This is a genomic window from Pseudomonas sp. EU05-FHT14B02 (genome assembly GCF_058791055.1).
In genome coordinates this window covers 72,711-85,962 of sequence record NZ_JBYTDD010000010.1, presented here as the reverse complement: position 1 = coordinate 85,962, position 13,252 = coordinate 72,711, and the positions used below count along the sequence as shown (strand labels likewise).

At 58.6% G+C, this 13,252-nt stretch carries 13 protein-coding genes; all 13 read right to left on the bottom strand.

Features of this window, described 5'->3' with window-relative positions:
- The 13 genes from fliG to AC3WTM_RS11665 all read right to left on the bottom strand — a co-directional run bounded on the left by fliG (position 1) and on the right by AC3WTM_RS11665 (position 13,165).
- On the bottom strand, positions 1–1,020 hold the full coding sequence (fliG, locus tag AC3WTM_RS11725; protein ID WP_007983391.1) for a flagellar motor switch protein FliG: 1,020 nt from the start codon (positions 1,018–1,020) through the stop codon (positions 1–3).
- Complete coding sequence (gene fliF, locus AC3WTM_RS11720) at positions 1,013–2,800, bottom strand: flagellar basal-body MS-ring/collar protein FliF (RefSeq protein ID WP_102669734.1); 1,788 nt, start codon at positions 2,798–2,800, stop codon at positions 1,013–1,015. The genes fliG and fliF overlap by 8 nt, the downstream gene beginning before the upstream one ends.
- A gap of 16 nt (positions 2,801–2,816) precedes the next feature.
- Positions 2,817–3,143 carry a flagellar hook-basal body complex protein FliE gene (gene fliE / locus AC3WTM_RS11715; RefSeq protein ID WP_057715889.1) on the bottom strand — a complete coding sequence of 109 codons (327 nt, stop codon included), beginning with the start codon at positions 3,141–3,143 and terminating at the stop codon, positions 2,817–2,819.
- A gap of 234 nt (positions 3,144–3,377) precedes the next feature.
- Positions 3,378–4,763, bottom strand: a complete 1,386-nt coding sequence (locus tag AC3WTM_RS11710) for a sigma-54-dependent transcriptional regulator (RefSeq protein WP_102669735.1) — start codon at positions 4,761–4,763, stop codon at positions 3,378–3,380.
- 5 nt (positions 4,764–4,768) lie between these two features.
- A complete protein-coding gene (locus AC3WTM_RS11705) occupies positions 4,769–5,962 on the bottom strand; it encodes a sensor histidine kinase (protein ID WP_173677903.1) in 1,194 nt (397 codons plus the stop codon).
- A 128-nt stretch (positions 5,963–6,090) separates the two neighbouring features.
- Positions 6,091–7,566 carry a sigma-54 dependent transcriptional regulator gene (locus AC3WTM_RS11700; RefSeq protein ID WP_102669737.1) on the bottom strand — a complete coding sequence of 492 codons (1,476 nt, stop codon included), beginning with the start codon at positions 7,564–7,566 and terminating at the stop codon, positions 6,091–6,093.
- A 171-nt stretch (positions 7,567–7,737) separates the two neighbouring features.
- On the bottom strand, positions 7,738–8,034 hold the full coding sequence (gene fliT / locus AC3WTM_RS11695; RefSeq protein ID WP_102669738.1) for a flagellar protein FliT: 297 nt from the start codon (positions 8,032–8,034) through the stop codon (positions 7,738–7,740).
- A gap of 11 nt (positions 8,035–8,045) precedes the next feature.
- A complete protein-coding gene (gene fliS / locus AC3WTM_RS11690) occupies positions 8,046–8,441 on the bottom strand; it encodes a flagellar export chaperone FliS (RefSeq protein ID WP_102669739.1) in 396 nt (131 codons plus the stop codon).
- Positions 8,442–8,570: 129 nt separating this feature from the next.
- Positions 8,571–10,007 (bottom strand): flagellar filament capping protein FliD, encoded by a 1,437-nt coding sequence (gene fliD / locus AC3WTM_RS11685; RefSeq protein WP_102669740.1) that lies wholly within the window; start codon positions 10,005–10,007, stop codon positions 8,571–8,573.
- An 83-nt stretch (positions 10,008–10,090) separates the two neighbouring features.
- Positions 10,091–10,444: a flagellar protein FlaG gene (locus AC3WTM_RS11680; RefSeq protein WP_102669741.1), complete on the bottom strand. Its 354-nt coding sequence runs from the start codon at positions 10,442–10,444 to the stop codon at positions 10,091–10,093.
- A gap of 72 nt (positions 10,445–10,516) precedes the next feature.
- On the bottom strand, positions 10,517–11,368 hold the full coding sequence (locus AC3WTM_RS11675; protein WP_057715895.1) for a flagellin domain-containing protein: 852 nt from the start codon (positions 11,366–11,368) through the stop codon (positions 10,517–10,519).
- A 241-nt stretch (positions 11,369–11,609) separates the two neighbouring features.
- Positions 11,610–11,876 (bottom strand): hypothetical protein, encoded by a 267-nt coding sequence (locus AC3WTM_RS11670; protein ID WP_057715896.1) that lies wholly within the window; start codon positions 11,874–11,876, stop codon positions 11,610–11,612.
- Positions 11,873–13,165, bottom strand: coding sequence for a motility associated factor glycosyltransferase family protein (locus AC3WTM_RS11665; RefSeq protein ID WP_102669742.1), 1,293 nt, complete (start codon positions 13,163–13,165; stop codon positions 11,873–11,875). The genes AC3WTM_RS11670 and AC3WTM_RS11665 overlap by 4 nt, the downstream gene beginning before the upstream one ends.
- Positions 13,166–13,252: the final 87 nt, after the last annotated feature.

The following is a 13,252-nucleotide window of genomic DNA, read 5'->3' as shown; positions in this document are numbered from 1 at the left end:
TTAGATCATTTCCTCGCCGCCCTTGCCGCCGAGAACGATCTCTCCGGCTTCGGCCATACGGCGGGCGATGGTGAGGATTTCCTTCTGCGCGGTTTCCACGTCGCTGACGCGCACCGGCCCCTTGGCTTCCAGGTCGTCGCGCAGCAGTTCGGCGGCACGCTTGGACATGTTCTTGAAGATCTTCTCCTTGACGCCTTCGTCCGACCCCTTGAGGGCCAGCACCAGCACATCGGAGGACACCTCGCGCAGCAGCGCCTGAATCCCGCGGTCGTCGACATCGGCCAGGTTGTTGAACACGAACATGAGGTCTTCGATCTGACCGGACAGGTCTTCGTCGACTTCTCGGATCGAGTCCATGAGCTGGCCTTCGATCGAGCTGTCGAGGAAGTTCATGATGTCCGCCGCGCGCTTGATGCCACCCAGGGTGGTGCGCGAGGCATTCGAGTTGCCGGAGAACTGCTTCTCGAGAATCTGGTTGAGCTCTTTCAGGGCCGCTGGCTGGACGGTGTTCAGCGAAGAGACCCGCAGGATGATGTCGAGCCGCACCTTGTGGTCGAAGTTGCCGAGCACTTCACCGGCCTGGTCCGGATCGAGATACGCCACCACGATCGCCTGGATCTGCGGGTGTTCATAACGGATCACGTCGGCGACGGCGCGCGGTTCCATCCACTTCAGGCTGTCGAGGCCGCTGGTGTTGCCACCGAGCAGGATACGGTCGATCAGGCCGTTGGCCTTGTCTTCGCCAAGAGCCTGGGTGAGCATCTTGCGCACATAGTCGTCGGAGCCGACGCCCAGGCTGGTCTGGTCGCCGACGATATCGACGAACTCGCTCATCACCTGTTCGACCTGCTCACGGTGCACATTACCCATTTGGGCCATGGCCACACCCACGCGCTGAACCTCTTTGGGGCCCATGTGACGCAGCACCTGGGCAGCGTCGGTGGACCCCAGGGACAGCAACAGGATTGCGGCTTTGTCGACCTTGGACAGTTTGGCGGCAACGGCTCGGTTATCACTCATCTGCGTTAATCCACTCTTTCACGACCTGGGCCACACGACCCGGGTCTTCTGCCACCAGACTCTTGATTGCGTTCAACTGAGCGTCATAGCCTTCGCTCGGGCTCGGCAACAGGATGCTGGTCGGGCCACCGAGGCTGACACGGTCGTTGGCCAGTTCGCCATCCAGACCGCCCATGCCACCCAACTCGACGTCGCTGCCGATACCGGCCAGCTGCTTGCCCTTGCCACCACCGGTAATATTGTTGAGCACCGGACGCAGCACGCCGAACACCAACACCAGGATGAACAGCACACCCAGCACTTGCTTGACGATGTCCCAGAACCACGGCTGGGAGTAGAACGGGATTTCGGCAATCACTTCACCGCGCTCGGCGGAGAACGGCATGTTGATCACGCTGACACTGTCACCACGGCTGGCATCGAAGCCGACCGCGTCCTGAACCAGGCGAGTGAAGCGCGCCAATTCATCGGCGCTCCATGGCGCACGGGTGGTCTCGCCGTTGGCCGGATTGATCTTGACCTGATCATCGACCACCACCGATACCGACAGACGATTCAACCGGCCTTGCTGTTGCTTGGTGTGGCTGATGGATCGGTCGAGTTCGAAGTTCTTGGTCGATTGTTGACGCTTGTCCGCCGGGTACGGAGCGAGCATCGGCTGACCGGTGGCCGGGTCCATGATTTGCTGGCCATTGGCATCAACCAGCGGCTGGCCCGGCTGTACCATGCCGGCTGCACCCGGAGCGCCGCCGGTGGTTTGCGGCGCGGAGGCCGGCGCTGGAGGCTGGTTGCTCAAGGCACCCGGCACGCCTTGCGGGCCATTGCTGGCGGTACGTTGTTCGTTGACCGACTGCTCGCTGCGCAACGCCGGTTGATCCGGGTTGAATTGCTCGGACGTCGATTCGACCGCACTGAAATCCACGTCGGCCGAGACTTCGGCCTTGTAACGGTCGTTGCCCAGCACTGGCTGCAGGATGTTGTGCACGCGCTGAGTGAGCATGCTTTCCATGCGACGGCTGTAGTCGAACTGCTTGCCAGCCATGGTCAGTTCGGAGTTTTCCGCCTGATCGGAGAGCAGGTTGCCCTTCTGGTCGACCACGGTGATCTGCGATTTGCTAAGTTCGGGAACGCTGGTCGCCACCAGATTGATGATGGCCACGACCTGGCCTGGCTCGAGGGAGCGACCGGAATAGAGTTCAACCAGAACCGAAGCGCTCGGCTTGCGCTCGTCGCGCACGAACACCGAACTTTTCGGGATCGCCAGGTGTACGCGGGCACCCTTGACGTTGTTCAGACTGGAAATGGTGCGGGCCAGTTCGCCTTCGAGGCCGCGACGGTAGCGGGTCGCCTCCATGAACTGGCTGGTGCCAAGCCCCTGCTCCTTGTCGAGAATTTCAAAACCGATGTTACCGTCGCTGGGAGTGACACCAGCGGCCGCGAGCTTGAGCCGCGCTCGGGACAGGTCATCGGCCTTGACCAGCAAGGCACCGGAATTGGGTTCGACGGTGTACGGGATATCGGCAGAGGCCAGGGTATCCATGACCTGCTTGGCGTCCATGCCGGCAAGGCTGCCGTAAAGAGGCCGGTAGTCCGGTTGCTGGGACCACAACACCACGGCAAAACCAATCGCCACGCTCGCCGCCAGGCCGACCAACAGGCCCACCTGACGCAACATGGTCATCTCGGAAAGGTTTTCCAGGAAGGACAACCCGAACAGCGGCGGTTTGCCGTCTGTTGGAGTGGCCTTGGCCGGAACGTTATCGGCGACTGCTTCTGCCATGACTCAATCTCGTCCTTTAAACCGGCATCTGCATGATGTCTTGGTAGGCCTGAACCAGTTTGTTGCGCACTTGGGTCAATGCCTGGAAGGACACGCTGGCTTTCTGCGATGAGATCATCACGTCTGTAAGATCGACGCCGCTTTTGCCAATTTCGAACGCACTGGCCAACTGCGTGGAAGCCTGTTGGGTGTCGTTCACTTTATTGACGGCCTGACCGAGCATGTCGGAAAAGCTGCTGCCCGACACTTCAGGAACGGCAGTCGATTTCGGCGCAGACATGGCATCCATTTGCATGGCGCGCATATCCAGCATCAACCGATTGAATTCAATACCTTGGCTCATGGTTTCTCTCTTTGACGACCCGCAATTTTTTGACACTCACTCGGCGGGTCATGAGGTGTTAGCAACAAGGGTGCCAGCTCCACAGCCTTGTTTCACAAAAGCCCTTCTCATCCCCGCTAGCCCCTGTAGGAGAGAGCTTGCTCGCGATGAACTGAAGAACGCCGCGTTTATCCTGACGCCCCGCATTATCGTTAACGACCATCGCGAGCAGAGCTCGCTCCTACAGGAACAGGATCAGGTGGCGAACAGATAGGCTTCCACATCCATACCGGCATCGCGCATCTGCGCCAGCTTGTAGCGCAGGGTCCGCGGGCTGATGCCCAGACGCTCGGCCGCCTCTTTGCGACGACCGCGTTCGGCGCGCAGGGTATCGATGATCATCTGGAATTCTCGGCGACGCAGATCATCGCCTAGCGCACCGGCCGACTCGGGCTGGACTTCCACAGGACGCACCGGTGCCTGCGCCAATGCAGGCAGTGGAGCGCAAGCCACCGGCCCTGCCAGGCAGAAATCCTGCGGCTGGATCAAGCCACCCTGCTGCAAGATCAGCGCACGCTGAATCGCGTTGTCCAGCTCACGCACGTTACCCGGCCACGGATAAGCGATCAGGCACGCCTGGGCCTCGGGGGACAATCTGGCCGGTGAATGCTTCATTTTATTGACGTGCCTGGCCAGCAGACGCTCGGCCAGCGGCAGGATGTCGGCGGTGCGCTCGCGCAACGGACGCCAAGCCAGGGGAAACACCGAAAGGCGATAGTAAAGATCTTCACGGAAGCGCCCCGCTGCCACCTCACCCGCCAGGTCGCGATTGGTAGTGGCAACCACGCGAATGTCCAGCGTGACCGGCTTGCGCGCCCCAACCCTTTCGACCTCGCGCTCTTGCAGTACGCGCAGCAATTTGGCCTGGAGCCCCAGGGGCATTTCGGAAATTTCATCGAGCAGAATGGTGCCGCCGTCGGCCTGCTCGAACTTGCCGGCTTGCGCGGCAATGGCACCGGTGAAGGAGCCCTTTTCGTGCCCGAACAAGGTCGCTTCGAGCATGTTGTCCGGGATCGCCGCACAGTTGATCGCAATGAATGGCTGATTGGAGCGATGAGAATGCTGATGGATGTAGCGCGCCAGCACTTCCTTGCCCGTGCCTGACTCACCCGAGATCAACACCGTGGAATCGCTGCGTGCGACCCGCGCCGCCAATTCGAGCAACTGCGCGCTCGCCGGCTCGAATGCTATCGGCCCTTCACCCTTAGCCAGGCCGAGACTGCCCTGGGCATGACGCCCCACCAGATCGAGCAACGCCTTGGGCTCGAATGGTTTGACCAGATAGTCCACCGCACCTTGGCGCATCGCATCGACCGCACGCTCGACCGCGCCGTGAGCCGTCATCAGCAACACCGGTAATTGCGGCTGCCGCGCTCGCAACAGGCCCAGCAACTGGTGACCGTCCATACCCGGCATGTTGACGTCGCTGATCACCAGGCTGAAGGCCTCGCCACCGACGGCAAGCAACGCCTCTTCTGCCGAACCCACCGCCTTGTAATCGTGCCCCGCGAGCAATAGCGTATCGGCCAGCGCCTCGCGCAACGCGCGGTCGTCCTCGACCAGCAGAACCTTGATACCCATCTGCGTCACTCCGCTCCTTGAGCGCTGCTGAACAACGGCAGGATAACCTGCGCGCAAGTGCCGCGACCGAGTCGCGAGCGCAACTGCAATTGTCCCTGATGAGCACGCGCCACGGCCTTGACCACGGTCAGGCCAAGACCTGTGCCAGTGGCCTTGGTGGTAAAAAAGGGTTCGCCCAATCGCGCCAGAACGGCGGCATCGATACCGGAGCCATTGTCGCTGACGCACAGGCGCAGGTAATTGCCGCGGGTGTAGAGGTGAATCTTGAGGTGCAATGGTCCGGCACTGGACTGAATGGCGTTCTCGATCAGATTGAGGATCGCACCGACCAGGGTGTCGCGATTGCACAGCAACTCCCCCGAATGACTGTCGCACTGCCAGCGGATCGGCAGATCCTGTACGTGGGTCAGTGCCGCCGCTTGCAACGATTGCATCAACTGAGCGGGCGTCATGCGATCGGTCAGCGGCAACTCGCCCCGAGCGAACACCAGCATGTCGCGCACCTGGTGCTCCAGCTCGTGCAGGCGTTCCTTGAGGCGACCGGCAAAGCGCTGCTGGGTAGCAACCGGCAGCTCTTGCTCGGTCAAATGACTGGCATACAGCAACGCGGCGGACAACGGCGTGCGTATCTGATGAGCCAACGAAGCGACCATGCGCCCCAACGACGACAGCCGCTCATGACGGGCCAGTTGATCCTGCAGGTGACGGGTTTCAGTCAGGTCGTTGAGCAACACCAACTGGCCTGGCTCGGCGTCCAGCGAGCGCGTGGCGATCGACAGGCGCCGACCATCCTTGAGGGAGACTTCATGACCATCGTCTTCGCGCGGCGCAAAACAGCGGGCAATGACGTGGCGCCACAATTCACCTTCCAGCGGCAACCCCAGCAACTCGCACGCCGCCGGATTGGCTTCGCGCACGATACCCTGGGCGTCAATGACGATGACGCCGCCAGGTAAGAGATCAAGGAGGTTTTGCAGGCGGTTGGCCAGGCGTTCTTTTTCCGCCAGCTCCTGCATGCGCTGGGCACTGACCACTGCCAACTCACCCTTGAGCTCGGTTACCCGGGCTTCAAGCATGCTGTAGGAATCGGTCAACTGACTGGACATCTGGCTGAACAGCGCAAATGCCTGCTCAAGGCCAAGCCGACTCGCCAGCTCTACGGACGACGATTGTCCCGAAGCATCAAGGACAGAAGACATCTGGGCGGCTTGGGGCATCGTGCTCTCTCGCTTGGCTGACCGTCAGTGAAACGGAACGTTGCGAGGGACGTAGCAATACCCGTGCCTAAAAAAAACTTCTTATAAATGAATGAGTTGAAAAACAGGCGTCAATCATCCGCCTGCTCGTCTCCATCACGACGGCTCATGCCGTACTTGCGCATCTTTTCCACCAGCGTGGTACGACGAATACGCAGGCGCTCGGCCGCGCGCGCCACAATGCCGTTGGCATCATCCAGCGCCTGCTGGATCAGCCCCTGCTCCAGACCACCGAGGTAGTCCTTCAGGTCCAGACCTTCCGGAGGCAACATGGCATTGGCGGTAAAGTCCTGGGTATGGCCGTTGATGGCCACGCGCTCTTCCAGATCACTGCGCAAGCTGTCGACCATTTGCTCGTCTTCATCATCGACGTAGCGGAATTTCTTCGGCAACTCGACCACGCCGATCACGCCGTATGGATGCATGATCGCCATGCGCTCCACCAGGTTGGCCAATTCGCGGACGTTGCCCGGCCAGCCATGACGACACAGCGACATGATGGCTGCCGAGTTGAAACGGATCGAGCCGCGCTTCTCGTGCTCCATGCGCGAGATCAGCTCATTCATCAGTAGCGGAATGTCTTCGACGCGCTCACGCAGTGGCGCCATCTCGATCGGGAACACATTCAGGCGATAGTACAAATCTTCGCGGAAGGTGCCGATCTCGATCATGCTTTCGAGATTCTTGTGGGTCGCCGCAATGATGCGTACGTCGACGCTTTGGGTCTTGTTGCTACCCACGCGCTCGAAGGTGCGCTCCTGCAACACGCGCAGCAACTTGACCTGCATCGGCAGCGGCATGTCGCCGATTTCATCGAGGAACAGGGTGCCACCGTTGGCCAGCTCGAATCGACCGGCGCGGCTGGTGATCGCCCCCGTGAAGGCGCCCTTCTCATGGCCGAACAATTCGCTTTCCAGCAACTCGGCCGGGATCGCCCCGCAGTTGACCGGCACGAACGGCGCTTCGCGGCGCTTGGAATGATAATGCAGGTTGCGCGCAACCACTTCCTTGCCGGTGCCGGACTCACCGAGGATCAGCACGCTGGCATCGGTGTCGGCGACCTGCTGCATCATCTGGCGGACGTGTTGAATCGCCCGGCTGGTGCCGACAAGGCTGCGGAAAAGATTGGGTTCGCGATGACGACCGCGCTCGCGGGCCTGGTCGTACATCTCGCGATAGACCTGGGCACGGTGCAGCGAATCGAGCAATTTGCTGTAGCTGGGCGGCATTTCGAGGGTCGAAAGCACTCGCCGACGCTGGTCTTCCGGCAGGTCAACGGAAGAATTATCGCCCATTAACAAAACCGGAAGGAACTCATCCCATGTCGAGAGTGTCTTAAGCAAGCCCAGAAGTGCACCAGGAGCATTGACCGTCCCGATGAGGACACAGATCACTTCACGACTTGACGACAAAGAGCCGACAGCCTGCTGCCAGTCATGGCTACCGCAGGGTAAATTTTCTTCGCCGAGAAAATTCAAAATCACCGCCAGGTCGCGGCGGCGGACGCTATCGTCATCAATCAGCAGAATTTTGGTTTCACGCCACATGCAATAGCAACTTCCCTAGTCAACTCAATGCCCAAAATGCTGGGGCAAGCTAAACGCTTGCAGGCCTCGTATGCCTGAAGACGACTGAAATCTGGAACCAGCCACTAGTTAAGTCAAAAATCCGTGCACAGTCAAATTTATGGCGCACTTGTTTGGATTAACCGGGTTTTATTATCCAAACAGATGGTAAACCTTTGCCGCGTTCCGCGCTTGCTGGATCTGAGACATTTCATCGACTATCGCCTGCCTTTCACCCATCGCGACCTCAAGCAGCTGCTTGTAGACATACAGCAGTTCCTCAAGATTGCTGCGCAAAACTTCTTCATCCAGCGAAGCCTCGCTCATGACATCTTCCATGCAGGAACGGCAATCCAGGTCCAATTGACCGATGGCCTCCCAGTCACGCTTGGCCAAAGCACCAACCAGCGCTTCACGAGTTTGCTCTATCCGCTGCAGTACAAGACTCATGGCGATCTCCCTTAGAACTGCGGACCTGGCTCAGCAATGCCGTCCCAGCCTTCTTTCACCGTGCGCAACAAGCTCGCGACCTCATCAAGAATCTCTGGATCGCTGCTGATGTTCGCCTCGGCCAGGCGCTTCATCATGTAGAGGTAAAGACTGTCGAGCTCACCAACGGCATCGGCGCAGTTTTCAAGATCCAGGCCTTCACGCAAACCACCGATGATGCCGATCGCCTTGCTGATCGACACACACTTGCTGGGAATGTCCTTGCGCTCCAGGGCGCCTTTGGCCTGGGCAATACGGTCCAGGCCACCCCCCATGAGCATCTGCACCAAACGATGCGGACTTGCTTCGGACGTCTGGGCGTGCGCACCCACTTTCTGATACTGCCGAAGGGCTAACATTGGATTCATGCTCTACCTCATTACCACAAAGACTCGTATGACCAGCGTATCGTCCGCGAGCCAGAAAACTTTAGATCAAAAGACAAAAACCCGGCACACGCGAAAATGCGTAGCCGGGTTTTTACCGTCAGTTCATGACTAGCTGTTGGACTTCTGGGCGTTCAAGGAAGTGAAGAACGAGGTGATGTTAGTCGCCGTCGCCTTCATCTGCCCGACCAAAAGGTCCATTGCGTTGTACTTGGCGGTCAACGTCTTGGTCATGTTGGCGACACGCAAGTCCAGCGCAGCCTGCTGATTTGAAAGGTTCTTGCTCACGGTCTGCAGACTGGTATTGCGCTGGTCAAGCAACCCGCCTGTCTGCATATAAGGCTTGATTACAGTGCCCATGCGCGCCAGCAGGCCGTTGGTAGCGTTGCTACCGTTGAACAACTGCTGCACCTGGCCGCTCATGCCGTTGATGGCCATCGTCTTGTTGAACGCCGTTGTATCGAACGCCAGGTTGCCGGTTTTCTCATTCGTCAGCACGCCGATCTGCGACAGCACGGCCAATGGACCGCCCGCCCCGGGAGCGGTCAGCACGCTGCGGATATCGGAGATCAGTGTGCGCGACATCGAATCACCGGTAAACGCCGCCTGAACAGTCAGCTTGCCATCAGCATCCGCTGTCGCCTTGGACAGGGAGTTGACTGTGTTCATCAGGGTATTGTAGGAATCAACGAACGACTGGATCGAGGTCTGCAAACCGGCGGTATTATTCGCGACGGTAACGGTCGCCGCAGCCGGCGGCGTACCCGGGCTCACGGATGTCAGGTTCAGGGTCAGGCCACTGACCGCGCCGGTAACCGTATTGCTCTTGCTGGTCACTGCCAGCCCATCGATGGTCAGCGATGCATCCACCGCAACCCCGTTGACAGCTCCTGAACTGGAGGCCGAAGGATTGGTGCCCATCGGTTGGGTGCCGTCGATTTCAAGGCCGGCGATACCGCTGACTGTCAGGTCGGAACCCGCACCGGTTTTGGTGGAGCTGATCACCAGACGCGACGCACCCGTGCTGTCGGTCACGATGTTGGCAGAAATACCATTACTCGCCTGTGCAGAGTTGATGGCATCCCGGGTGCTCTGCAAAGTCGCATTGGCTGGAATCGCGACATCGTAATCAGTGCCATTCTGACTGATTTTCAAAGTACCACTCGGAATGGCACTGGCGGCACCGCCGGCAAAAGAAGCACTGGCTACTTTCGAGTTGGTGGCCAGGTTATTCACAACAACGCTGTAAGTACCGGCAACGGCGGTATTGTCGGAAGTTGCACCCAGGATCAACGGGGTACCCGAAGTTGCGGTATAGCCCGCAAACGCAGGATTGGTCTTGCTACCGAGATTGGTCAGCGCCGTCTGAAAGGCCGTCAGTGCGCTTTTCAAGGAACCGACACCGGAGATCTTCAGCGTGTTGGTTTTGGTCTGAGTATCGATCTGCGTCTGTTTCGCCGATTTGTCGGCGTTGACCAGCGCAGTAACGATCGCACCGATATCCAGGCCAGAGCCCAAGCCCGTACCCGGTAAAATTGGACTTGCCATTTTTCGTCTCCCTTCAGGTTGCTGCCACTCTTTTGACCTTTATCAGCGCCCAAAGAACGTACAAACACTATTCATGCCAGCTATCAAACTTTGGCGTCGAACAATACATGGCTCGCATTGCTCAGGCTTTCCGCCAGTTTGAGGGCTTCGGCGGAGGGGATCTGTCGCACGACTTCGCCCGTTTCGCTTGCAATCACTTTGACGACGACCTTTCCGGACTGCTCATCTATCGAGAACTCCAGATTGCGCTTGATCGACTGTACAAATTTTTCGATCTGCTGCACCGCCTGCTTCAAGTGAGTGTCATCCGTATCCAGCTTCTTTTCCGCCACAGGGGTCTCGCTGGCGACTTTAGGCTTTTCCGGCGCTTTATCCGAAACGGTGCTCGCTGACTGGGGAGCCGGATAAGACACGCCTAGCTTTACGCTCATCTCCATGCCCATCACCTCTTAACGTAAAAAGCGAGAGAGTGTGACAAGCACACTCCCCCGCCCAAACTCTTTGCAAAATTACTGAAGCAGCTTCAGTACAGCAGAAGGCAGTTGGTTGGCTTGAGCCAGAACCGAGGTAGAAGCCTGTTGCAGGGTTTGCTGCTTGGTCAGGTTCGCGGTTTCTGCGGCGAAGTCAGTGTCTTGTACACGGCCTTGTGCAGCAGTGGTGTTTTCCACGATGTTCTGCAGGTTGGAGATGGTGCTGGTCAGACGGTTCTGCGAAGCACCCAGGTTTGCGCGGGTGGCGTTGATCGATGCCAGAGCAGCGTCGATCGCGGTGATCGCGTTGTCGATGTTGGCAGACAGGGTAGCGGAAGTTGCACCAGTCAGAACAACAGTACCGCTGCCTACGGACAGGGATACGGCGTCGAACTTGGAGCTCAGTACCAGGTCGATGCGGTTAGCCGAGCCGGTGTTGGCGCCAACTTGCAGTTGCATGGTACCAGCGGTACCGTCCAGCAGGTTTTTGCCGTTCAGGTTGGTGGAAGCAGAGATACGAGTGATTTCGTCAGACATCTGAGCGAATTCGGAGTTGGTAGCGGTCTGGTCAGCAGTGCTGTTGGTGCCGTTACGTGCTTTAACAGCCAGTTCACGCATACGCTGCAGAATGTCGGTCGAAGCTTGCAGCGCGCCTTCAGCGGTCTGGGCAACGGAGATACCGTCGTTGGCGTTCTGCACTGCCTGATTGCCACCACGAATCTGTGCAGCCATGCGAGTTGCGATCTGCAGGCCAGCAGCGTCGTCTTTAGCGCTGTTGATTTTCAGGCCGGAAGACAGGCGAGCCATCGAAGTCGACAGAGCGTCGGTAGCACGGTTCAGATTTTTCTGAACGTTCAGCGACGTAGTGTTGGTGTTTACTGTTAAAGCCATGACGAATTCCTCGTTGGTTGGGTACTGCGGCTTCCGGCCCTGGCAACCGCCGGGTATGGCCTAGAGAACCTTCGTATTAGTTATCGTCGGGTTGGCAGGTTGCTTGAGGGCTTTTTTTAAAAAAAATGCCATCACCCTGCCACCCTCGAGAAAACAAGGGCTTAGCGCCCCTCAACCGCGAAAAAATGACGCCATAAAACTGTCCAGCCCGAAAACGCCCGTGCCAAAGCTGTTATTGCCCTCAGGCCGGCATGTTTTCGAGCAGTTCGATCAACTCATATTCCATGAAATCGGCGAGCCCCAGCCAATCCTGGCGCTCCTGACAGGCGAGCATTTGCCTGAGCAACGATGCCCACGCCTGTTGCACGTCCTGAGGTGCCTGCAAAAACAGGCGCTGTGCCTCATCGAACAGATCGACCATGTTCAACGCCGCTTCGACATCACGCCCCAAGCGAAACAAACCGGCGCATTGCCGGTATTCCTCGATACCTATCGCCTGATGCTTCATCGCACGAAATCCTGATTGAATTGCGTCCCGGCAATCATTGCCCCCGCCCGACTGCTGTTGAGGAAAAGGACCTGGGGATGCCTGGCAATGTAACGCTCCAACTCGCACAGATAGCCGCGAAAATTCAACTGCGTCTTGACCTTCTGGCCATGACCATCGTGCACCCAGTATCTGGCCTGACTCACCGGCGGCCCCAGGTCACCATCGTTCCAGCCGGTGTGGGTCCGGTTCATTGGAAAGGCAAAGTCGGCACCGAAAAGCGTGATGCGCTGCGCGCCCATCTTCACCGCCAGATCCACGGCCGGGTGAATCACGCTGCCGCCCACGTTCAGCAGTGCACGGGGATGCTGTTCGCGCAACGTGGCGTAGATCGGGCTTGCGGAGTAACCACCGTAACGCTTGCCTTTCCAGGCATTGAGCATTTGCGGATCGCTCAATGGCAAGTACACCAGCGCAATATCCTCGGACGCGTCGCCGGGCAAGTGCAGCACGCTGATGCGCTGGTCGATGCTCACGACCAGGTCAGGCTTGATTCCGTGCTCGCGAAGGGGCTTGTAGGCCGTATCCACACAGATGAACAGAGGTCGCGGGGATTGGTTGCGCACCGCTGCCAAGCGCTCGAAATTCCCTTCCAGGCTCGGCCCGGTGGCAATCACATAAATCTCGCGCTCGGGACAAGTGCCGAAGAGCCGAGCCACATCGTCATCGGCAAGCAGTAGCCCGACGGTGTCCTGCAAGCGCTGCAGAATGACCGGCGACTGCGGGTCGAAATCACGATTGTTGAAACTCAAGTGCACTTCGCTGACCAGCCGATCACGAATCTTCGCACTGTGGTCATCGGCCAGCAGCATTTCGGCGGGCAAGGCAAAAAACGGGGTGAAGATGTCGGACAGATCGCCTGCGTAGAGCAATTGCACGCGCGGATCGCCCAGCCATTGGCGTTGATCGATCAGCTCCAGCACCAATAGGAAAAGCGCGCCGTTGAGAATGTGGACATAGAGTTTTTCAAGCCCGGCGCGTTCCAGCAAAACCGCAGGCAAATCGCCGAAGCCGGTGCCATAAACGTGCAGCTGTGGCTTGTCGAGCGGGAGACTGGCGGCCTGCAGGCGGGCCTCGCGCAGACGACCATGACGGCTGGTGAGCTGGATACCACCCACACACAGCGTCGAGTCTCGCCCCTCGATCAGGTCGACCTCGACGGCCAGGCGGTCTTCCGTTTTCAATCGCGCATACAGCGACGGCCAGCGACGCTGGATAACCTGAGCATTGTCTTCAAAGCATTCGCTCATGCTACCTCGCATTCCTTACAAGCAAAAAAGCGCTCAAGGTTAACCCTTGAGCGCTTTTTTGTACCGGCCTTTTTATTAAAAGACCTT